The organism is Vibrio sp. ED002 (assembly GCF_023277445.1).
Lineage (GTDB): Bacteria > Pseudomonadota > Gammaproteobacteria > Enterobacterales > Vibrionaceae > Vibrio > Vibrio jasicida.
The window spans coordinates 2103189-2122695 of the sequence record NZ_CP080238.1 but is presented as its reverse complement, the minus strand read 5'-3'; the positions used below and the strand labels follow the sequence as shown (position 1 = coordinate 2122695).

The window sequence follows — 19507 nt, the reverse complement described above, 5'->3', positions numbered from 1 at the left end:
CTAGTGAACTACAATGGAAAAGCAGCCACAGCTCATTAAGGAGAATGAACCATCGACAAAACACCTTGCGTTTACATCCTAACTTCAAAAAATAACTCTGTTCTCTATATTGGTGTTACCAGCAAACTAGCCCAAAGAATATGGCAGCATAAAAACGGAGTCGTTGAGGGCTTTACCAAGAAATATCACGTTCACAAGCTTGTTTATTTTGAGTTGTTCGAAGATATGGCAACTGCCATAAACCGAGAACAGCAGCTGAAACAATGGAAGCGAGAGTGGAAGTTAGATTTAGTAAGAAAAACGAATCCTGACTTTCTCGATTTATCCAATGAGTTTTAGTAAAAATCACCTCTATCTTTAAACGCTCTCAACTCCACTACATCGGCTTTTTTAGTTGAAGTAGTTTCTCCCTGCAATGCCTCTCTAAATTTCACCACCTGTTTTTGTAGCTCATTCATCAATACGACATTGGTGTGGTTTGGGTTTTTGCAGTTGTGGATGACCCTATCTATGTGACTTTGCTGTGCCCATAATCGTGGTTGCATCTGCTCTGAAGCACCTTCAATCATCTCTTTCGCCATATCATGACGAAACTGTTCAAAGGCTTCGGGATCGCGTTCCGCCATTTTTACCATTTCATCGAATGAGGGCAAAACTTGTGGTTTGTGGGTGCTTGGCATGGCTATCTCCAAATCCATTGGATGTTGCTCCTAATTAATAAAAGCTTAATCCATGCAGAAACGGAGATAGAAAGAATTACAACATCGTCTCATTAATAAGAGCATGTGTTCATAATAAGGAGGAAGAGAGTCGAGATATTAGGCTTGAATGCGGTACACGCAGCGGCGTTGACCACTAATGATGTGCTCAGCACGCTCTATTTTGGTGTCACTGCCGAGAAGTGACTGGAAGACGCTGAGCTCAGATTGGCACAAACTTGGGCAACGAGTCGCAGCTTTACAGATAGGGCAGTGGTTTTCGATGAGAATAAACCCGTGCTCGTCTTTCTCTAATTCGGCCATGTAGCCTTCTTGCTCACGCAAAGTAACCAATGTCTTTAGTTTGCTCTCTAGAGAGTCACACTGCTCAAGATGCTGTTGGTAGTTTTGTAGGGTGAGTTTCTCGCGCTCGGACGTGACTTTCTCCAACCCGTCTTTACCGAAGATGTGCTCTACCGCTTCAATAAACTGGATGGTCAGTTCGCCGTGACGATCAGCAAATTGCTCATGACCTTTTTGTGTCAGAGACCAATGGCGAGTTGGGCGACCAACTTTGACTTTTACATCATGAATCGACAGGACGCCGTCATCTTCCAAACCTTGCAGATGCTGGCGCGCACCCATGGTTGTCATACCCAGTTCAGAAGAGAGTTGTTTCGCGGTGACAGAGCCATCACGCTTAACGATTTGCAAAATCCTATCTACGGTCTTCATATACCCACCATTTATACGTCAGTACATATTATGCGCGATAGGGTTAGTAAAGAAAAGTGTTGACTTAATTTGTGTGTGGATTTGTTGAATCACAAACAAAAAGGGTTGGCACTTAGCCAACCCTTGGGAATCAATCTACGTCGAGATTAAAGAATAATATCGCGCACTTCTGGATCTTTACGCTCTAGGTAGTGCGTGGACTTGATGCGGCGGATAGTACGACAACGGCCACGAATTAGTAGGGTTTCTGTTGTTGCGATATTGCCTTGGCGAGAGATGCCTTCTAGTAGGTCACCTTTAGTAATACCCGTTGCCGAGAAGACTACGTTGTCGCTGCGCGCCATGTCTTCCATCTTCAATACAACATTCGCTTTTACACCCATCTCTTCACAGCGTTGTAGTTCCGCTGAGCCGTAGATGCGGTTTTCTTCCGTATCGCCTTTTACTTCGTGACGAGGAAGAAGACGACCATGCATGTCACCGTCTAGTGCACGAATCACTGCTGCTGATACTACGCCTTCTGGTGCGCCGCCGATGCAGTACATCATGTCTACTTCGCTATCTGGCATACAAGTTAGGATTGAAGCGGCTACGTCACCGTCTGGCACTGCGAATACGCGAACGCCCATGGCTTGCATCTCTGCGATCACTTTATCGTGACGAGGCTTAGCAAGCGTAATAACGACTAGCGTATCAAGAGGCTTGTTCAGTGCTTTTGCTACGTTTTCTAGGTTTTCTTTAAGTGGCTTACCTAGGTCGATAACGCCTTTTGCACCAGGACCGACAACCAGTTTTTCCATGTACATGTCTGGCGCTTTAAGGAAGCTGCCTTTTTCACCCGCTGCCAATACTGCCAGTGCGTTAGATTGGCCCATAGCGGTCATGCGTGTGCCTTCAATTGGGTCTACAGCGATATCGACTTCGTCGCCACCAATACCCACTTGCTCACCGATGTACAGCATTGGTGCATCATCGATTTCACCTTCACCAATAACGATTTCACCACTGATGTCTGTTTTGTTCAGTAGGGTGCGCATCACTTCAACTGCAGCACCGTCCGCTGCGTTTTTGTCGCCACGGCCAAGCCATTTGTAACCAGCCAAAGCGGCACCTTCAGTAACACGGGAAAATGCCATTGCTAAATCGCGTTTCATGATGTCTCCAAGTAACAAGAGGGAAGAATAATTTGCGCGGCGATTTTATCACATCGTCAGTTAAACGTTTGCCTTTTTGCTGAGCTTTTACTTTAACTAAGTTGAATTTGATCAATACTTGGGTGAGTTTATGGGGTAGTGATAGGAAAATACATTGCTCAAAAATGCTTCGAGGATAAGAAAAGTCAGCGTTTAGTGAGATTGCGCTGATTTTTTAACCGAATGATGCAAAATATCGAATATAGTAAGTGTTTCTCATCGCTACGCTGAGTAGAATGAACCTCATAGGTAAGGTGCAAGCGAACGCTCGCGCATCGTCCCACGGAATAACAATAGGTAGGCCAAGATGTCTTTTGAAGTACTAGAACAACTAGAAGCGAAAATTCAAACTGCAGTTGACACAATCACTCTTCTTCAGATGGAAGTTGAAGAGCTGAAAGAAGACAAAGTGAAATTAGAAGCTGAAGCTAACGAAATGCGTTCTCAACGTGAAGAGCTTGAGCAAAAATCTCAGCAAGCTCAACAAGAGCATGCTCAGTGGCAAGAGCGCATCCGTGCACTACTTGGCAAGATGGACGAAGTGGAATAATCCACTTAAGTATCCAGAATCAAAAACACCCGCTTCGGCGGGTGTTTGCGTATTTGGCGATGTTTTTTTAGCGCTGGAGTTAGTCGCTACTCATGGAGTAAGGTTAGTTTAAACCTTCCTCACCGTCGTCGTCTTCTTCATCGAGCTCTAAGTCGACATTCAATGGCTCAGGAGAGAGAATGATGCCAGTGCTGTCTGCATAGATGTAATCTTCGGGTAGGAAGCTAACACCGCCGAAGTTAACCGGGACGTCGATTTCACCGATACTTTGGTTTGCTGCCCCTACAGGGATAGACGCGAGTGCTTGAATGCCAAGGTTCATGTCTTCTAGTTCGTCCACTTCACGGACGCACCCGTAAACGACAATCCCTTCCCATTCGTTTTCTTCTGCAAGCGTTGCGATTTCTGCATCGATTAAGGCTCTGCGTAGGGAACCGCCACCATCAATCAACAATACTCGTCCGATACCATCTTGTTCTAACGTTTCGCGGATCAGTGCGTTGTCTTCAAAGCACTTAACTGTCGTCACTTGCCCGGCAAACGACGCTCGACCGCCAAAGTTACTGAACATTGGTTCAACTACATCTACCTGATCAAGATAGATATCACAGAGTGCTGAGGTATTGTATTCCATAGCGTACCTTTCTAAACAGAAACTGTTGTCTTTGAGTATATCTAGGCATTAAGTCAATGCAATGACAATCCTTTTTTAACTCATCAGAGTTTGAGCTACCACAATTGTTGCAAATAAAACGTTAGTGACCAGTGAGCACTTCACAACAACTGGCATCATAGGTGCGATTTGCGCTGGCTTCTCGGTATCCCAAACCGCTTTACCGTGATGAGCCACCACGTAAATGCTGATCAAGAAGGGCAGGCTAATCCACACTGGCTTGTCTTGAATAAGCAGGTAAGCCGCGAAAGCCAATAGGGCACCACCAAGTAAAATGAAGTGGTATTGCTTTGCTTTGCGTTGGCCAAGTCGAACAGCCATGGTGCGCTTACCACATTCGCTGTCGTTCTCGATATCACGCATGTTGTTGATGTTCAGCACTGCTACCGCTAGCAAGCCACAGCCCAATGCAGGTAAGAACAATGTCGCATCCACATGACCGGTGTGCAGGAAGTAGGTACCAGACACACCAAGTAAACCAAAGAAGATGAAAACGGACAGGTCGCCTAAGCCGACGTAACCGTATGGCTTGCTACCCATGGTGTAAGCAATCGCCGCGATAATGGCAAGTATGCCTAAGCCGATAAAGGTAATGATGCTTTCAAAAGAACTCAGTGCGTAAAACACCAGGGTTAAGCCAGCAATTGCCGTCAGAATGATGTTGAAGATGATCGCGACTTTCATTTGCTGTGCTGTGACTGCGCCAGACTGCATTGCGCGCTGAGGGCCTAAACGGTTGTCGTTATCCGTGCCTTGCACTGCATCGCCGTAGTCGTTCGCAAGGTTCGACAAAATTTGCAGTAGGGTTGCCGTGACAAACGCCATAATGGCAATCGTCAGCGAGAAGTGTCCCGCAGAGTAGGCGAGTACGCTACCGGTCAAAATAGACACCAGTGCGAGGGGTAATGTTTTTGGGCGAGCGGCTTCAAGCCAGATCTGCAATGATTGTTTCATGGATATTTCGTGCTAGTAACCAATGTGCCCAGTATAAGCACAAAGCGCTCAATACGCTATTGACCTAAAGCAAGTCAATTAAGAGTCAAAGGGTTACGGAGAAGGAACACAGTTTCCATATTTGAGGCATTAAAAAGGCTCTTTTGGGGAAGGGTATGGCGCACGTTGTTAGTAGATCCTTAGTCTCGCCTGAGCTTGCTAGGATGACGAATTCTTTTTGTTTAGAGCTTGCTAAAGTAATTGTCATTCTGAACAACGAGGGACGAGGTGATTCAGAATCTATTGTCCGTTTGTGCTGTGGTTTAAGGTGAGTGGGGAAGAGTTGGGGTTTGCTGTTATTGAATCCTTAGTCTCGCTTGAGAACGCTAGAATGGCGAACTCTTTTGGTTTAGAGCTCGTGAAAGTAACGGTCATGCGGAACGAAAAAGCCCAGAATCACAGTTCTGGGCTCTGGTATCTATAGAGCGTTATTAAAGAATAAAGCGGCTTAGATCTTCATCTTCAATAGTATCGCCTAGGCGGTTTTTCACGTAAGCCGCATCAATGACGAACTTCTCTCCCGCTTTTTCTGTCGCGTCGTAAGAAATCTCATCCATCAAACGCTCCATCACGGTATGCAGACGACGAGCACCGATGTTCTCAGTAGTTTCGTTCACGGTCCATGCTGCTTCTGCGATTTGAGTGATGCCGTCTTCCGTGAATTCTACATCCACGCTTTCTGTTTTCATTAGCGCAACGTATTGTTCAGTCAGAGAGGCTTTTGGCTCAGTAAGGATACGTTTGAAATCGTTACTGGTCAGTGCTTCTAGCTCTACACGAATAGGCAGACGACCTTGCAGTTCTGGAATCAAGTCAGAAGGTTTCGCTACTTGGAATGCACCAGATGCCACAAATAGGATGTGGTCTGTTTTCACCATGCCGTGCTTAGTTGATACGGTGCTACCTTCGATTAACGGTAGTAGGTCACGCTGAACACCTTCACGAGAAACGTCAGGACCTGAGCTTTCGCCGCGCTTACAAATCTTGTCGATTTCGTCGATGAACACGATACCGTTGTTCTCGACGTTGAAAATCGCAGACTCTTTCAGCTCTTCTTGGTTTACCAGCTTCGTTGCTTCCTCTTCTGCCAACGCTTTCATTGCGTCTTTGATTTTCAGTTTGCGTTTCTTCTTCGTGTCGCCAGCAAGGTTTTGGAACATACCTTGTAGCTGGTTGGTCATTTCTTCCATACCAGGAGGCGCCATGATCTCCACACCCATTTGCGGTGCTGCTACGTCGATGTCGATTTCTTTGTCATCTAACTGGCCTTCACGCAGTTTTTTACGGAAGATTTGGCGGGTGTTCGATGTGTCTTCTTTTTGCTCAGATTGACCCCAAGCATCACGAGCTGGTGGTAGTAGGGCATCTAGAACACGCTCTTCTGCTTGCTCTTCAGCGCGGAATTTTACTTTTTCCATCGCTTGCTGGTGTGTCATCTTCACTGCAACATCGGTAAGATCGCGGATGATGGTTTCTACTTCTTTACCAACATAACCCACTTCGGTGAATTTGGTTGCTTCGACTTTGATGAATGGTGCATTAGCCAATTTGGCAAGACGGCGAGCAATCTCTGTTTTACCTACACCAGTAGGACCAATCATTAGGATATTTTTGGGAGTCACCTCTACACGCAAGCTTTCTTCAAGCTGCATGCGACGCCAGCGGTTACGTAGGGCAATCGCAACCGAACGTTTTGCTTTCTCTTGACCAATGATGTGGCGGTTCAGTTCATGAACGATTTCGCGAGGAGTCATTTCAGACATATTCTTTCCTTACTTCGTTACGATTACGCTTAAGCCGTTGGCTTAGGAAGCTCTACTGTAGATTCTAGTTCTTCTACAGTGTGATTATGGTTGGTGAATACACAGATGTCGCCAGCGATGTTCAGTGCTTTCTCTGCAATTTCGCGTGCGTCTAGGTCTGTGTTTTCTAATAGTGCGGTTGCTGCTGCTTGTGCGTATGCGCCGCCAGAGCCAATGGCAATCAGATCGTTCTCTGGCTGAACTACGTCACCGTTACCTGTGATGATAAGTGAAGCCGTTTCATCCGCTACAGCTAGCAGCGCTTCTAGTTTGCGAAGTGCACGGTCGCTACGCCAGTCTTTTGCAAGTTCCACTGCTGCCTTAGTTAGGTGGCCTTGGTGCATTTGTAGTTTGCTTTCGAAGCGTTCGAATAGGGTGAAGGCATCCGCAGTACCGCCAGCAAAACCGGCAAGTACTTGGTTGTTGTATAGGCGGCGAACTTTACGTGCATTGCCCTTCATTACGGTATTGCCTAGCGACACTTGGCCATCACCCGCGATGACGACTTTATTGTTTCGACGTACAGATACAATGGTAGTCACAGTCGACCTCTTAATTATTTCTCTTTGGATTTAATTAAGTATATGGGGTAAGTGAGTGGGGGATTCAAGGGGGCGAAAAGAAAGGCCCTAGGATCTTAGCTCCTAGGGCCAGTGTTTAAAGATTCTCTTTCCAAATCGCACAAGGTTCGATCTTCGCGCGTTGCAATTTGTGGCGATCTTTCTCTGCTTCACGTTTGAACTTGTATGGGCCAAGTACAACACGGTACCAAGAGCTGCCGTCTTTTTTGATTACTCGGCTTGTCATGCCTTGGAAGGCGATCGCTAACTTACGCTCTTCTGCTTGGCTTTGGTTCTTGTAAGCGCCGCATTGCATAACGTAAGGGACTTTGGATACCTGAATTTCTTTGGCGACGACTTCGACTTCACGTTTTGGAAGCGTATCGACGTATTCCCACTTCTCTTCCGGTGGAGGTGGAATGTCTTTCTTCGGCTTTGGCTTGCTGGTGGTATTTGTTGTTGGTGTTTCAACAACCACTGTTTTTTCCGGTTCAGGATCTGAACTTAATAAATACAGCCCATAGCCAAAACCGCCCACGAGCAAAATTGCCAGTAGACCACTACGCCAAGGTTTTTTTCTTGAAGGTTGTTTTTTTGCAGACTTTTTCGGAGCGCCGCGTCCGCGTCTTACATAATCTCTATTTGCCACGGTTACTTCAGGTCATCAAGGATTCTGGCAAATATGTTAATCCAGATTGAAAAGATAAAACACCCTATTCGTGTAATCTTGTTAGTTACGTGCAGGAAAGTGGGTAATAAAAAGCGACGCTAAATGCGTCGCTTGGGGAGTCTTGCGTTGCTTATCGTAATGGTGGAGGCGCAGCACTACCTCGAACGACAAGCTTAGTGTCGAGCAGTCGAGAGCCAGCATGTACATCATGGCCTTTAAGTAGCTCTAGCATCATCAGCATCGCTTGGCGACCAATCTCGTAACGAGGTTGAGAAATGGTGGTCAGTGGTGGATCGCAGTATTGCGCGAACTGAATGTCATCAAAGCCGACAATAGACAAATCCTGAGGGATACGCAGACCAAGACGCTTTGCTTCTTGAATGGCTCCAATCGCCATGGTGTCACAGTGACAGAAGAGTGCCGTTGGAGGCTCTGGCAATTCAAGCAGTTTACGAACGGCTTGTACGCCACCTTCAAAGGAGAAATCTGCAATCACACTGTATTGTGGTTCTTTATTGATGCCTGCGCGACGTAACGCTTGTTGATAACCTTGCTGACGGAATTGGCAAAGTACCGCAGTGTCTGGGCCAGAGATTTGCGCGATGCGTTTATGACCAAGTTGCGTTAGGTAGTTCACCGCTTCAAACGCTGAAGTCAGGTTATCGATATGAACAGTTGGTAACTCCAGCTCAGGGGCAAATTCACAGGCCATCACCATAGGTGGTAGGTTCTTTTGCTCAGGCTTGCTGACGTCAAAGGGTAAGTCTGTACCCAACAGCAACATACCGTCGGCTTGTTTGGTGAAGACCAAGTTTACAAATGAGCTCTCACGTTTCTTTTGTTGACCGCTATCGCCAAGCAGAACCAGATAGCCATGTTCCATCGCTGCATCTTCGATACCGCGAATGATCTCTGAGAAGTACGGATCGCAAATATCCGGAACGATAGTGACAATGGTTTTTGATTCATTTCTTCGTAAGTTACGAGCTAATGAATTTGGTGAATAACCAGCTTCTAGTACGGCATCTTCCACTCTCTTTCTTGTTGAAGAAGAGACTTTTTCTGGATTCATTAATGCTCGTGATACTGTCGCAGTAGATACCCCTGCAAGCTGGGCAACATCCTTCATTGTCGCCATAGTTTTTACCCTCTTAAAATATTCGCCAAGGTGACGTTTGTCATTGTTCTAATTGAAGCCTATGTGACTGATCCACTTTAGACTTTACTAATTTGAATAGTCTATTCATTTCTAAAGGTAAAGTTACGGTCTGTTTAACAAAAATTGCAATCCTATTGTGATTTTACTCACATTAAAAGGCAATTCATTACATGGTTAAACGTTTGCTAGCTGAGATCTTGTGGCTCTATGTCTAAATTCCAGCGAACTTTCTTGGCATTTGGCAACAACTCAATAGCAGGTTTGGCACTGGTTAATAACTTTTGCATCAATGAGCGATGCTGAGTTTGCAAAAGTAACTGCCAGCGATACTTACCTGCACGTTTAGCAAGTGGTGAAGGCGTTGGCCCCAGCACCATGCAGGAATCATCGAATAGCGGATGTGATTCAAGAGTAAAACGCACCTGACGAAGGAAATCCTCGACAATTTCACTTTGGTTCGCTTCGGCTTTAAACAGCGTTAAAAAGCTATATGGTGGCAGTTGAGCTAATTTGCGTTCTTCCAATGCCGTCATAGCAAAGTGTCGGTAGTCTTTATGTAGAAGGGCTTGCAACAAGCTGTGCTCGGGGTGGTGAGTTTGAAGTATCACTTCACCAGGCTTGCTAGCTCGGCCAGCTCGGCCTGCAACCTGAATAAATAGCTGAGCCAGTCTTTCAGAAGCACGGAAATCACTACTATAAAGAGAGCCATCGACATCTAATAGTGCAACAAGGGTGACGTTAGGGAAGTGGTGACCTTTCGCCAACATCTGCGTTCCAATCAGAATTTGGTATTCGCCTTTGCGAATTGACTCAAGCGCATCTTCTAAACTGCCTTTGCGGCGTGTGCTGTCTCTATCTATACGAATAGCTTTGTATTCAGGGAAAAGATCGGCCAGTTGCAACTCAAGTTGTTCGGTTCCCACGCCAACCGTCACAAGCTGGGTCGAACCGCAGCCCTGACATTGATGAATTACAGGTTGTTGTGAGCCGCAATGATGGCAGCGAATCTCGTTACTGTATTGATGGAAGGTATAGTACGCATCGCAACGTTTACATTCCGCAATCCAACCACACTCATGACACATGAGTGCAGGCGAGAAGCCACGACGGTTCAAGAACAACATCACTTGGTTGCCTGCTTTTAGGTGCTTGCGCATTTCAGCAATTAGAGGAGCCGATAAGCCGCTGTCCAAATACAGCCCTTTGACATCGAGGACTTTATTCGTGGTCGGAACCGCTGAACCAGCACGTTGTGTCAGGGTCAGATGATGATATTTCCCCGTAAGTGCGTTGTGCAGCGTTTCCAAAGCAGGGGTTGCAGAACCAAGCACAATAGGCACTTGCTCTTTATGGGCGCGCATCACGGCGACATCACGAGCGTGGTAACGCAGACTGTCTTGTTGCTTGTAAGATGCATCGTGCTCTTCATCGACAATAATAATACCGAGATCGGCAAAAGGTGTGAGCAGGGCCGAGCGGGTTCCAATAATGATGCCGGCGGCTTTGTCTCTTGCAGAAAGCCACGCATTGAGCCGTTCGGTATCATTCAATCCAGAATGAATCACATCAACAGGAACATTAAAACGGTATTTAAAGCGGTTAATGGTTTGTGGTGTTAGACCAATCTCAGGTACGAGAACGAGTGCCTGCTTGCCTTTCTCGAGTACAGGTTTGATAAGGTTCAGGTAAACTTCAGTCTTACCAGATCCCGTTACCCCTTCTAATAAATAGCAAGCAAACCCGGTTTGGCTATTCACACTGGCAATCGCAAGCGCCTGCTCATGATTAACCTTGGGCTTTTCAACATCGCGCTCAACGTGATTACCCCATTTGGTGATAGTCGGCTTTTTCTCTATGCGCTCAACCCAGCCCTTTTCTTCCAAGGTCTTTAGCACTGTTGAGGGAATTTCTTGGTCGATGAACTCTTGATGCGGAACTGCGCCATCAACTAACATCTGCAATGCGCGCTGCTGTTTAACCGCTCTTCCCAAGCCTTGCATTAATTTATTTTTACCTGATTCGGTGAGCTGCCATTCTTGCAGCGTTGCGAAGTCCGCTGGCTTCCCTTTACGTAGCGCCGCCGGCATTGCATTGTGTAAGGTATCGCCGAGAGGGTATTGATAAAAGTAACTGCACCATGTGAGCAAGGAATATAAATTCTCTGGCCATAGCGGTTGAGCATCTAATACGGCTTTGATTGGCTTAAGTTGCTCTTTAGGAAAGTCAGAATGGTTCACCATCGCTGTGACTACACCAACAAGGGTCTGGCGGCCAAAAGGAACAGATACTCTTCCCCCAATGAGCGGAAAGAGATGCCCAGGAATGACGTAATCGAACTGTTTGTCGAGTGGGACCGGCAGTGCCACTCTAGCGATGGATGGGCGCATAGAATCTTAACTATATAAAAGAGGGAAGAAGAGGGTATAGTCTATTAAAACCCTCGGCGAAATTCGAGTAAACCTCAAATAAGGCGGCAGAAAGCCTTCAGTACATACGTACTGGTGAAAAAAGTGGCGAAAAAGTTGCCAAATGTGTTGATCCCAGCAAAGTGATTCATTACTATACTGCGCCTTGAGATATGGCTTCGGCAATTGGTCGATGCGGTACTCATTTCTATTATTAATTACGTGTGGTGTGCGGCTTAGACTCGTATAGCGACACGGCCTACTATTGAGGTTATCCCATGAAAGCTGGTATCCACCCAGAATACAAAGCAGTAACTGCTACTTGTTCTTGCGGCAACTCTTTTGAGTTCAAATCTACTCTAGCGAAGGAATCTATCCACCTAGACGTATGTGACAAGTGTCACCCATTCTACACTGGTAAGCAACGTATCGTTGATACAGGCGGCCGTGTTGATCGCTTCAACAAGCGTTTCGGTGCACTATCAAGCAAGAAGTAATAGCCAGCGCTATTATCATTCCTGTTTAAAAAAGGACGCTACGGCGTCCTTTTTGTTTATGGCGAAAGCAAAAACTGAAGGATAAATCGAGCGGTTAAATTTTGTTCGATTATTTTTCACTCATGTCTTGCATCCTAAAGTGTGATCTGTATAATGCGTCGCACTGGTTAAGCCAGTTGTGAACCAATGAGCAATGAGGAGCGAGTAAATCTTCGGATTTACGAGGTAATGTAGACTCAGCTTATGTTCGCGGTTAATACAATTAGCTATCTTTTCTTCGGAAAAACTATCCCCAGACGTGACTCTGGTATGTAGGGGTAGTTAATCGAAAATTAACTGACAATGTGTCCTAATCTTGGACGCTACGGTTTCACATAAATCAATCGGCATTCTCTCGTCTTAACGAGTTTGAGTGGCGATATTGTTTGTGTAATTTTTAATATTGGAGCTCTGTCTCATGCAGAACCAACGTATCCGTATCCGCCTAAAAGCATTCGATTACAAACTAATCGACGCTTCTACAGCGGAAATCGTTGAAACAGCTAAGCGCACTGGCGCACAGGTTCGTGGTCCAATCCCACTGCCAACTCGTAAAGAGCGTTTCACAGTTCTTATCTCTCCACACGTTAACAAGAAAGCACGTGACCAGTACGAAATTCGTACTCACAAGCGTCTAATCGACATCGTTGAGCCAACAGACAAAACTGTTGATGCTCTAATGCGTCTAGACCTTGCTGCGGGCGTTGACGTTCAAATTAGCCTAGGTTAAGGGAGATTAGAAGAATGATTGGTCTAATCGGTCGTAAAGTGGGCATGACCCGCGTATTTACTGAAGACGGCGTTTCTATCCCAGTAACAGTTGTTGAAGTTGAAGCAAACCGTGTTTCTCAAGTTAAAACTCTTGAGACAGACGGCTACGCAGCAATTCAGGTAACTGCTGGTTCTAAGAAAGCTAACCGTGTAAACAAAGCTGAAGCAGGTCACTTTGCTAAAGCTGGCGTTGAAGCTGGTCGCGGTCTTTGGGAATTCCGTTTGGAAAACGGTGAAGAGTTCGCAGTTGGCGCTGAGCTAACAGTTGAACTATTCAACGAAACTAAGAAAGTAGACGTTACTGGTACATCTAAAGGTAAGGGCTTCCAAGGCGCTGTTAAGCGTTGGAACTTCCGTACTCAAGATATGACTCACGGTAACTCATTGTCTCACCGTGCACCGGGTTCAATTGGCCAATGTCAAACTCCAGGTCGCGTATTTAAAGGCAAGAAAATGGCAGGTCACATGGGTGCTGAGCGTGTAACGACTCAAAACCTAGAGATCGTACGTGTTGACGCTGAGCGCAATCTGCTTCTTATTAAAGGTGCAGTACCAGGCTCAACAGGTGGCAACGTGATCGTTAAACCAGCTGTTAAAGCATAACGTCTCAGGAGTAAGTAATGGAACTAATGGTTAAAGGTGCTGATGCACTAACTGTTTCCGAAACTACTTTCGGACGTGAGTTTAACGAAGCTCTTGTACACCAAGTAGTTGTTGCGTTTGCAGCAGGTGCTCGTCAAGGTACTCGTGCTCAAAAAACACGTTCAGAAGTTTCTGGCGGTGGCGCTAAGCCATGGCGTCAAAAAGGTACTGGCCGTGCGCGTGCTGGTACAATCCGTAGCCCAATCTGGCGTACAGGTGGTGTTACTTTTGCTGCGAAACCACAAGATCACAGCCAAAAAGTAAACAAAAAAATGTACCGCGGTGCTATGAAGAGCATTCTTTCTGAGCTAGTTCGTCAAGAGCGTCTAATCGTTGTTGATAACTTCTCAGTTGAAGCGCCAAAGACTAAAGAGCTAGTTGCTAAGCTTAAAGAGCTTGAGCTAACTGACGCTCTAATCGTGACTAGCGAAGTAGATGAGAATCTATTCCTAGCGGCTCGTAACCTATACAAAGTTGACGCACGTGATGTTGCTGGTATCGATCCAGTTTCACTAATCGCGTTCGACAAAGTTGTAATGACTGCTGACGCAGTTAAACAAGTTGAGGAGATGCTAGCATGATCACTGAAGAGCGTATCCTAAAAGTTCTACGTGCTCCGCACATCTCTGAAAAAGCAACTATGGCAGCTGAGAAAGCGAACACTATCGTTTTCAAAGTAGCTAAAGATGCAACTAAAAAAGAGATCAAAGCAGCTGTAGAAAAGCTTTTTGAAGTTGAAGTTAAGTCTGTAAATACTCTTATCACTAAGGGTAAGACCAAACGTCAAGGTCTACGCCAAGGTCGCCGCAGCGACGTTAAGAAAGCGTACGTTACTTTGAAAGAAGGTCAAGATCTTGACTTTGTTGGCGGCGCGGAATAACAGGAGTAGTTAAGAATGGCTATTGTTAAATGTAAGCCGACTTCCCCTGGTCGTCGTCACGTTGTTAAAGTTGTTAACGCTGACCTACACAAGGGCAAGCCATACGCACCTCTTCTAGAGAAAAACTCTAAGAACGGTGGTCGTAACAACAACGGTCGTATCACAGTACGTCACATCGGCGGTGGTCACAAGCACCACTACCGTGTAGTTGACTTCAAACGTACTAAAGATGGCATCCCAGCGAAAGTTGAGCGTCTAGAATACGATCCAAACCGTAGCGCAAACATTGCTCTAGTTCTTTACAAAGACGGTGAGCGTCGCTACATCCTAGCACCTAAAGGTGTTAACGCGGGTGATGTTATCCAATCTGGTGTTGATGCACCGATTAAAGCTGGTAACACTCTTCCAATGCGTAACATCCCAGTAGGTTCAACTGTACACAACGTTGAACTAAAACCTGGTAAAGGTGGTCAGCTAGCTCGTTCGGCTGGTGCTTACGCTCAAATCGTTGCTCGCGACGGTGCGTACGTAACTATCCGTCTACGTTCTGGCGAAATGCGCAAAGTTCTTTCTGAAGGCCGTGCAACAATCGGTGAAGTTGGTAACTCTGAGCACATGCTACGTGAACTTGGTAAAGCTGGTGCTTCACGCTGGCGCGGCGTACGTCCAACCGTACGTGGTGTAGTAATGAACCCGGTTGATCACCCACACGGTGGTGGTGAAGGTCGTACTTCTGGTGGCCGTCATCCAGTATCTCCTTGGGGTATGCCAACTAAAGGCTTCAAGACTCGTAAGAACAAACGCACTGACAAGTACATCGTACGTCGTCGTAACAAGTAATCTATATAAAGAGGAATCGCCATGCCACGTTCTCTCAAGAAAGGTCCTTTTATTGACCTACACTTGCTGAAGAAGGTAGAGAAAGCGGTGGAAAGCGGAGACAAAAAGCCTATTAAGACTTGGTCCCGTCGTTCAATGATCATCCCTACGATGATCGGTTTGACCATCGCTGTCCATAATGGTCGTCAGCACGTACCAGTATTTGTAACTGAAGAAATGATCGGTCACAAACTGGGTGAATTCGCACCAACACGTACTTACCGCGGTCACGCTGCGGATAAGAAAGCTAAGAAGCGTTAAGGAGTAAATGATGGAAGCTATTGCTAAACATAACTTTGCTCGCATTTCGCCTCAGAAAGCTCGCTTAGTTGCGGATCTAATTCGTGGTAAATCTGTTGACCAAGCTCTAGAAATCCTAACTTTCAGCAACAAAAAAGCTGCTGTTCTAGTTAAGAAGGTTCTAGAGTCTGCTATCGCTAACGCGGAGCACAACGAAGGTGCAGATATTGACGATCTGAATGTCGCAAAAATCTTTGTAGATGAAGGCCCAACCATGAAGCGTATTATGCCTCGTGCTAAAGGTCGTGCGGATCGTATCTTGAAGCGTTCAAGCCACATCACTGTTGTTGTAGCAGATCGCTAGAGACTAGGAGAGTAAGCAATGGGTCAAAAAGTACATCCTAATGGTATTCGTCTTGGCATCGTTAAGCCTTGGAATGCTACATGGTTTGCTAACACCAAAGATTTCGCTGACAACCTAGACGGCGACTTCAAGGTACGTCAGTTCCTTACTAAGGAACTACAAAAAGCATCTCTTTCACGCATCGTTATCGAGCGTCCTGCTAAGAGCATCCGTGTGACTATTCACACTGCTCGTCCAGGCGTTGTAATCGGTAAGAAAGGTGAAGACGTTGAGAAACTACGCACAGCTGTAGCAAAAATTGCAGGTGTACCAGCGCAAATTAATATCGCTGAAGTACGTAAACCTGAACTTGATGCACAACTTGTTGGCGATAGCATCGCGTCTCAACTAGAGCGTCGTGTTATGTTCCGTCGTGCTATGAAGCGCGCGGTACAAAACGCAATGCGTCTAGGTGCTAAAGGCATCAAAGTGGAAGTAAGCGGTCGTCTAGGCGGCGCTGAAATCGCACGTTCTGAGTGGTACCGTGAAGGTCGTGTGCCTCTACACACTCTACGTGCAGACATTGATTACGCAACTTCTTCGGCTCACACTCAATACGGTGTGATCGGCATTAAAACTTGGATCTTCAAAGGTGAGATTCTAGGTGGTATGCCAGCAGCTAACGCTGTAGAGCCTAAAGGCGATAAGCCTAAGAAGCAGCGTAAAGGCCGTAAGTAAGGAGTCGACAGATGCTACAACCTAAACGTACTAAGTTCCGTAAGGTTCAGACAGGTCGTAACCGTGGTCTAGCTAAAGGTACTGATGTAAGCTTCGGCGAATTCGGTCTTAAAGCTGTTGGCCGTGGTCGTCTAACTGCTCGTCAAATCGAAGCGGCACGTCGTGCAATGACACGTCACGTTAAGCGTCAAGGTAAAATCTGGATCCGTGTGTTCCCAGACAAACCAATCACAGAAAAACCACTTGAAGTTCGTCAAGGTAAGGGTAAAGGTAACGTTGAGTACTGGGTAGCCCAAATCCAACCTGGTAAGGTTATGTACGAAATGGGTGGTGTACCTGAAGAATTGGCGCGTGAAGCGTTCCGCCTAGCGGCTCGTAAACTGCCATTCAAAACTACATTTGTAACTAAGCAGGTGATGTGATGAAAGCACAAGATCTACGCGAGAAAAGCGTTGAAGAGCTTAACGCTGAGCTATTGAATTTGCTACGCGAACAGTTCAACTTGCGCATGCAAGCTGCAACTGGTCAGCTACAGCAAACTCATACTCTGAAAGCTGTACGCCGTGATATCGCACGTGTGAAAACTGTTTTGACTGAGAAGGCAGGCGCATAATGAGCGAAGTAAAACGTACTCAACAAGGTCGTGTAGTTAGCGACAAGATGGACAAGTCTATCGTTGTTGCTATCGAACGCATGGTGAAACACCCAATTTACGGTAAATACGTAAAGCGTACGACTAAAGTACACGCACATGACGAAAACAACACTTGTGGCCTAGGCGACAAAGTTGAAATCGCAGAGTGTCGTCCACTGTCTAAGACTAAGTCTTGGACATTGGTAAAAGTCCTAGAAAAGGCGAAGATGTAATCTTCACTATTCTATAGGTAGGAAAGCGGCTCCAAAAAATTTTTGGGGCCGTTTATTTTTTGACTACCCAATCACAAAAAAGGGTGGTACAATCCGCGTCTCTTTTAAGAGGCAGCCCGACCCGTGATGGGTCTAGTTATTAATATTTAGCGGAGCACTAACATGATCCAAATGCAAAGTATGCTGGACGCAGCTGATAACTCAGGCGCACGCAGCGTAATGTGTATTAAGGTTCTGGGTGGCTCACACCGCCGTTATGCACATATCGGTGACGTCATCAAAGTTACTGTTAAGGAAGCAATTCCTCGCGGTAAAGTAAAGAAAGGTGACGTTATGAAGGCGGTTGTAGTGCGCACCCGTAAAGGCGTACGTCGTCCTGACGGTTCTGTCATTCGCTTCGACCGAAATGCTTGCGTACTGTTGAATAACACTACTGAGCAACCAATCGGTACACGTATCTTTGGTCCTGTGACACGCGAACTTCGTGGCGATAAGTTCATGAAGATCGTTTCACTGGCTCCAGAAGTTCTGTAAGGAGCACGTAGAAATGGCAGCTAAAATCCGTCGTAATGACGAAGTAATCGTTCTTGCTGGTAAAGACAAAGGCAAGAAAGGTAAAGTAACTAAGGTCCTAGCAACTGGTAAAGTTATCGTTGAAGGTATCAACCTTGTTAAGAAACACCAGAAACCTGTTCCTGCACTAGGTATCCAAGGCGGTATCGTAGAGCAAGAAGCAGCTATCGATGTTTCTAACGTGGCGATCTTTAACGCAGCTACTGGTAAAGCTGACCGTATCGGTTTCCGTTTTGAAGATGGTAAGAAAGTTCGTTTCTTTAAATCTAACAACGAAATCGTTTCTAACTAATAGAAGTAATTTGGAGTTCTACTATGGCGAAACTGCATGATTACTACAAGTCGTCTGTAGTCGCTGAACTGACCAAACAGTTTAGCTACACAAGCGTCATGCAAGTCCCTAGAATCGAGAAAATCACCCTAAACATGGGTGTTGGTGAAGCAATCAACGATAAGAAACTGCTAGAAAACGCAGCTGCTGATATGGCAACGATCTCTGGTCAAAAGCCACTTATCACTAAAGCTCGTAAATCTGTTGCAGGTTTCAAAATCCGTGAAGGCTACCCTATCGGTTGTAAAGTAACCTTGCGTGGCGAACGTATGTGGGAATTTTTAGAGCGTTTAATCTCTATCGCACTTCCACGTGTACGTGACTTCCGTGGTGTTAGCGCTAAGTCTTTTGACGGTCGCGGTAACTACAGCATGGGCGTTCGCGAGCAAATCATCTTCCCGGAAATCGACTTTGATAAAGTTGATCGAGTACGCGGTCTAGACATCACTATTACGACGTCTGCTGGTACTGATGAGGAAGGCCGTGCTCTGCTGGCTGCCTTTAACTTCCCATTCCGTAAGTAAGGTGAAGGGTTACTGTTATGGCTAAAAATTCAATGAAAGCACGTGAAGCAAAACGTGCGAAGCTAGTAGCTAAGTTCGCTGAAAAGCGTGCAGCGCTAAAAGCTATCATCAGCGATGTAAACGCATCTGAAGAAGATCGTTGGAATGCGGTTCTTACACTGCAATCTCTTCCACGTGATTCAAGTGCATCACGTCAGCGCAACCGTTGTAACCAAACTGGTCGTCCACACGGTTACCTACGTAAGTTCGGTCTAAGCCGTATTAAGGTTCGTGAAGCTTGCATGAAAGGCGAGATTCCGGGTCTTCGTAAGGCTAGCTGGTAATTGCCACTTAATCATTTGGAGTAAATCATATGAGCATGCAAGATCCGATTTCGGATATGCTGACCCGCGTTCGTAACGGTCAGGCAGCAAACAAAGTTGCTGTTAAAATGCCTTCTTCAAAGCTTAAAGTTGCAATTGCTGCACTACTAAAAGCTGAAGGTTACATCGTTGACTTCGCTGTTGAAGGCGAAGCAAAACCTGAGCTAGAAGTTACACTTAAGTACTTCCAAGCAAAACCAGTAATCGAGCAACTTAAACGTGTTTCTCGTCCAGGTCTACGTGTTTACAAGAAGAAAGATCAACTTCCTTCTGTAATGGGTGGTCTTGGTATTGCTATCGTTTCAACTTCCAAGGGTCTTATGTCAGACCGCGCTGCACGTAAAGCAGGTCTTGGTGGTGAAATCATCTGCTACGTAGCTTAA

At 45.9% G+C, this 19507-nt stretch carries 28 protein-coding genes and 1 pseudogene; 19 read left to right on the top strand and 10 right to left on the bottom strand.

What is annotated here, in order from left to right:
* Positions 1-51 precede the first annotated feature (51 nt).
* Positions 52-339, top strand: a complete 288-nt coding sequence (locus ITG12_RS09825; protein ID WP_248873957.1) for a GIY-YIG nuclease family protein — start codon at positions 52-54, stop codon at positions 337-339.
* Here ITG12_RS09825 and ITG12_RS09820 read toward each other — a convergent pair.
* The 3 genes from ITG12_RS09820 to glpX all read right to left on the bottom strand — a co-directional run bounded on the left by ITG12_RS09820 (position 336) and on the right by glpX (position 2587).
* Positions 336-698 carry a DUF3135 domain-containing protein gene (locus ITG12_RS09820; RefSeq protein WP_199453106.1) on the bottom strand — a complete coding sequence of 121 codons (363 nt, stop codon included), beginning with the start codon at positions 696-698 and terminating at the stop codon, positions 336-338. The genes ITG12_RS09825 and ITG12_RS09820 overlap by 4 nt on opposite strands.
* Before the next feature lie 120 nt (positions 699-818).
* Complete coding sequence (locus ITG12_RS09815) at positions 819-1433, bottom strand: metalloregulator ArsR/SmtB family transcription factor (RefSeq protein ID WP_248872999.1); 615 nt, start codon at positions 1431-1433, stop codon at positions 819-821.
* A gap of 146 nt (positions 1434-1579) precedes the next feature.
* Positions 1580-2587, bottom strand: a complete 1008-nt coding sequence (gene glpX, locus ITG12_RS09810; RefSeq protein ID WP_039984690.1) for a class II fructose-bisphosphatase — start codon at positions 2585-2587, stop codon at positions 1580-1582.
* Between the two features lie 346 nt (positions 2588-2933).
* Between glpX and zapB the strand changes: the two genes are divergently transcribed.
* Positions 2934-3176 (top strand): cell division protein ZapB, encoded by a 243-nt coding sequence (zapB, locus tag ITG12_RS09805; RefSeq protein ID WP_005435037.1) that lies wholly within the window; start codon positions 2934-2936, stop codon positions 3174-3176.
* 103 nt (positions 3177-3279) lie between these two features.
* On the opposite strand, the gene rraA is transcribed toward zapB, so the two are convergent.
* From rraA to priA, 7 genes and pseudogenes are all read right to left on the bottom strand, one after another.
* Positions 3280-3810 (bottom strand): ribonuclease E activity regulator RraA, encoded by a 531-nt coding sequence (rraA, locus tag ITG12_RS09800; protein WP_248872998.1) that lies wholly within the window; start codon positions 3808-3810, stop codon positions 3280-3282.
* 75 nt (positions 3811-3885) lie between these two features.
* The gene (locus tag ITG12_RS09795) at positions 3886-4803 is read right to left on the bottom strand and encodes a 1,4-dihydroxy-2-naphthoate polyprenyltransferase (protein WP_005435047.1); all 918 of its coding nucleotides are present in this window, start codon (positions 4801-4803) and stop codon (positions 3886-3888) included.
* Between the two features lie 470 nt (positions 4804-5273).
* Positions 5274-6605, bottom strand: a complete 1332-nt coding sequence (hslU, locus tag ITG12_RS09790) for an HslU--HslV peptidase ATPase subunit (RefSeq protein ID WP_248872997.1) — start codon at positions 6603-6605, stop codon at positions 5274-5276.
* A 29-nt stretch (positions 6606-6634) separates the two neighbouring features.
* The gene (hslV, locus tag ITG12_RS09785) at positions 6635-7186 is read right to left on the bottom strand and encodes an ATP-dependent protease subunit HslV (protein ID WP_038864894.1); all 552 of its coding nucleotides are present in this window, start codon (positions 7184-7186) and stop codon (positions 6635-6637) included.
* A 115-nt stretch (positions 7187-7301) separates the two neighbouring features.
* Positions 7302-7853, bottom strand: a complete 552-nt coding sequence (locus ITG12_RS09780; RefSeq protein ID WP_038864896.1) for an SPOR domain-containing protein — start codon at positions 7851-7853, stop codon at positions 7302-7304.
* Between the two features lie 151 nt (positions 7854-8004).
* Positions 8005-9015, bottom strand: a pseudogene (cytR, locus tag ITG12_RS09775) (DNA-binding transcriptional regulator CytR); the annotation flags it as partial.
* A 203-nt stretch (positions 9016-9218) separates the two neighbouring features.
* A complete protein-coding gene (priA, locus tag ITG12_RS09770; protein ID WP_248872996.1) occupies positions 9219-11420 on the bottom strand; it encodes a primosomal protein N' in 2202 nt (733 codons plus the stop codon).
* Positions 11421-11716: 296 nt separating this feature from the next.
* Between priA and rpmE the strand changes: the two genes are divergently transcribed.
* From rpmE to rpsH, 17 genes are all read left to right on the top strand, one after another.
* A complete protein-coding gene (gene rpmE / locus ITG12_RS09765) occupies positions 11717-11935 on the top strand; it encodes a 50S ribosomal protein L31 (RefSeq protein ID WP_010445294.1) in 219 nt (72 codons plus the stop codon).
* Between the two features lie 457 nt (positions 11936-12392).
* On the top strand, positions 12393-12704 hold the full coding sequence (rpsJ, locus tag ITG12_RS09760; RefSeq protein WP_004410492.1) for a 30S ribosomal protein S10: 312 nt from the start codon (positions 12393-12395) through the stop codon (positions 12702-12704).
* A gap of 14 nt (positions 12705-12718) precedes the next feature.
* Positions 12719-13348 (top strand): 50S ribosomal protein L3, encoded by a 630-nt coding sequence (gene rplC / locus ITG12_RS09755; RefSeq protein WP_005435072.1) that lies wholly within the window; start codon positions 12719-12721, stop codon positions 13346-13348.
* A 17-nt stretch (positions 13349-13365) separates the two neighbouring features.
* Positions 13366-13968 carry a 50S ribosomal protein L4 gene (gene rplD, locus ITG12_RS09750; protein WP_006878388.1) on the top strand — a complete coding sequence of 201 codons (603 nt, stop codon included), beginning with the start codon at positions 13366-13368 and terminating at the stop codon, positions 13966-13968.
* A complete protein-coding gene (rplW, locus tag ITG12_RS09745) occupies positions 13965-14267 on the top strand; it encodes a 50S ribosomal protein L23 (protein ID WP_004398471.1) in 303 nt (100 codons plus the stop codon). Before rplD ends, rplW begins: the two co-directional genes overlap by 4 nt.
* 15 nt (positions 14268-14282) lie before the next feature.
* Positions 14283-15107, top strand: a complete 825-nt coding sequence (gene rplB / locus ITG12_RS09740; protein WP_005435076.1) for a 50S ribosomal protein L2 — start codon at positions 14283-14285, stop codon at positions 15105-15107.
* Between the two features lie 21 nt (positions 15108-15128).
* Complete coding sequence (rpsS, locus tag ITG12_RS09735) at positions 15129-15407, top strand: 30S ribosomal protein S19 (protein WP_005435078.1); 279 nt, start codon at positions 15129-15131, stop codon at positions 15405-15407.
* Positions 15408-15417: 10 nt separating this feature from the next.
* On the top strand, positions 15418-15750 hold the full coding sequence (gene rplV / locus ITG12_RS09730) for a 50S ribosomal protein L22 (protein ID WP_005528535.1): 333 nt from the start codon (positions 15418-15420) through the stop codon (positions 15748-15750).
* A gap of 18 nt (positions 15751-15768) precedes the next feature.
* A complete protein-coding gene (rpsC, locus tag ITG12_RS09725) occupies positions 15769-16467 on the top strand; it encodes a 30S ribosomal protein S3 (protein WP_038864899.1) in 699 nt (232 codons plus the stop codon).
* 11 nt (positions 16468-16478) lie between these two features.
* Positions 16479-16889 (top strand): 50S ribosomal protein L16, encoded by a 411-nt coding sequence (rplP, locus tag ITG12_RS09720; protein WP_005379577.1) that lies wholly within the window; start codon positions 16479-16481, stop codon positions 16887-16889.
* Positions 16889-17080, top strand: coding sequence for a 50S ribosomal protein L29 (gene rpmC / locus ITG12_RS09715; protein WP_004410456.1), 192 nt, complete (start codon positions 16889-16891; stop codon positions 17078-17080). Before rplP ends, rpmC begins: the two co-directional genes overlap by 1 nt.
* Positions 17080-17334: a 30S ribosomal protein S17 gene (gene rpsQ, locus ITG12_RS09710; protein ID WP_038864900.1), complete on the top strand. Its 255-nt coding sequence runs from the start codon at positions 17080-17082 to the stop codon at positions 17332-17334. The genes rpmC and rpsQ overlap by 1 nt, the downstream gene beginning before the upstream one ends.
* Positions 17335-17496: 162 nt before the next feature.
* A complete protein-coding gene (rplN, locus tag ITG12_RS09705) occupies positions 17497-17868 on the top strand; it encodes a 50S ribosomal protein L14 (RefSeq protein WP_005489425.1) in 372 nt (123 codons plus the stop codon).
* A gap of 13 nt (positions 17869-17881) precedes the next feature.
* On the top strand, positions 17882-18199 hold the full coding sequence (gene rplX / locus ITG12_RS09700; protein WP_005435084.1) for a 50S ribosomal protein L24: 318 nt from the start codon (positions 17882-17884) through the stop codon (positions 18197-18199).
* A gap of 23 nt (positions 18200-18222) precedes the next feature.
* Positions 18223-18762, top strand: coding sequence for a 50S ribosomal protein L5 (rplE, locus tag ITG12_RS09695; RefSeq protein WP_005528536.1), 540 nt, complete (start codon positions 18223-18225; stop codon positions 18760-18762).
* A gap of 17 nt (positions 18763-18779) precedes the next feature.
* Positions 18780-19085, top strand: a complete 306-nt coding sequence (gene rpsN / locus ITG12_RS09690; RefSeq protein WP_004410442.1) for a 30S ribosomal protein S14 — start codon at positions 18780-18782, stop codon at positions 19083-19085.
* A 29-nt stretch (positions 19086-19114) separates the two neighbouring features.
* A complete protein-coding gene (rpsH, locus tag ITG12_RS09685) occupies positions 19115-19507 on the top strand; it encodes a 30S ribosomal protein S8 (protein WP_005450567.1) in 393 nt (130 codons plus the stop codon).

Excerpts from the sequence above, each read along its gene's own strand:
- ITG12_RS09820 (WP_199453106.1), bottom strand. The coding sequence starts at position 698 with ATGGATTTGGAGATAGCCATGCCAAGCACCCACAAACCACAAGTTTTG.
- ITG12_RS09815 (WP_248872999.1), bottom strand. The coding sequence starts at position 1,433 with ATGAAGACCGTAGATAGGATTTTGCAAATCGTTAAGCGTGATGGCTCT.
- glpX (WP_039984690.1), bottom strand. The coding sequence starts at position 2,587 with ATGAAACGCGATTTAGCAATGGCATTTTCCCGTGTTACTGAAGGTGCC.
- zapB (WP_005435037.1), top strand. The coding sequence starts at position 2,934 with ATGTCTTTTGAAGTACTAGAACAACTAGAAGCGAAAATTCAAACTGCA.
- rraA (WP_248872998.1), bottom strand. The coding sequence starts at position 3,810 with ATGGAATACAATACCTCAGCACTCTGTGATATCTATCTTGATCAGGTA.
- ITG12_RS09795 (WP_005435047.1), bottom strand. The coding sequence starts at position 4,803 with ATGAAACAATCATTGCAGATCTGGCTTGAAGCCGCTCGCCCAAAAACA.
- hslU (WP_248872997.1), bottom strand. The coding sequence starts at position 6,605 with ATGTCTGAAATGACTCCTCGCGAAATCGTTCATGAACTGAACCGCCAC.
- priA (WP_248872996.1), bottom strand. The coding sequence starts at position 11,420 with ATGCGCCCATCCATCGCTAGAGTGGCACTGCCGGTCCCACTCGACAAA.
- rpmE (WP_010445294.1), top strand. The coding sequence starts at position 11,717 with ATGAAAGCTGGTATCCACCCAGAATACAAAGCAGTAACTGCTACTTGT.
- rpsJ (WP_004410492.1), top strand. The coding sequence starts at position 12,393 with ATGCAGAACCAACGTATCCGTATCCGCCTAAAAGCATTCGATTACAAA.
- rplC (WP_005435072.1), top strand. The coding sequence starts at position 12,719 with ATGATTGGTCTAATCGGTCGTAAAGTGGGCATGACCCGCGTATTTACT.
- rplD (WP_006878388.1), top strand. The coding sequence starts at position 13,366 with ATGGAACTAATGGTTAAAGGTGCTGATGCACTAACTGTTTCCGAAACT.
- rplW (WP_004398471.1), top strand. The coding sequence starts at position 13,965 with ATGATCACTGAAGAGCGTATCCTAAAAGTTCTACGTGCTCCGCACATC.
- rplB (WP_005435076.1), top strand. The coding sequence starts at position 14,283 with ATGGCTATTGTTAAATGTAAGCCGACTTCCCCTGGTCGTCGTCACGTT.
- rpsS (WP_005435078.1), top strand. The coding sequence starts at position 15,129 with ATGCCACGTTCTCTCAAGAAAGGTCCTTTTATTGACCTACACTTGCTG.
- rplV (WP_005528535.1), top strand. The coding sequence starts at position 15,418 with ATGGAAGCTATTGCTAAACATAACTTTGCTCGCATTTCGCCTCAGAAA.
- rpsC (WP_038864899.1), top strand. The coding sequence starts at position 15,769 with ATGGGTCAAAAAGTACATCCTAATGGTATTCGTCTTGGCATCGTTAAG.
- rplP (WP_005379577.1), top strand. The coding sequence starts at position 16,479 with ATGCTACAACCTAAACGTACTAAGTTCCGTAAGGTTCAGACAGGTCGT.
- rpmC (WP_004410456.1), top strand. The coding sequence starts at position 16,889 with ATGAAAGCACAAGATCTACGCGAGAAAAGCGTTGAAGAGCTTAACGCT.
- rpsQ (WP_038864900.1), top strand. The coding sequence starts at position 17,080 with ATGAGCGAAGTAAAACGTACTCAACAAGGTCGTGTAGTTAGCGACAAG.
- rplN (WP_005489425.1), top strand. The coding sequence starts at position 17,497 with ATGATCCAAATGCAAAGTATGCTGGACGCAGCTGATAACTCAGGCGCA.
- rplX (WP_005435084.1), top strand. The coding sequence starts at position 17,882 with ATGGCAGCTAAAATCCGTCGTAATGACGAAGTAATCGTTCTTGCTGGT.
- rplE (WP_005528536.1), top strand. The coding sequence starts at position 18,223 with ATGGCGAAACTGCATGATTACTACAAGTCGTCTGTAGTCGCTGAACTG.
- rpsN (WP_004410442.1), top strand. The coding sequence starts at position 18,780 with ATGGCTAAAAATTCAATGAAAGCACGTGAAGCAAAACGTGCGAAGCTA.
- rpsH (WP_005450567.1), top strand. The coding sequence starts at position 19,115 with ATGAGCATGCAAGATCCGATTTCGGATATGCTGACCCGCGTTCGTAAC.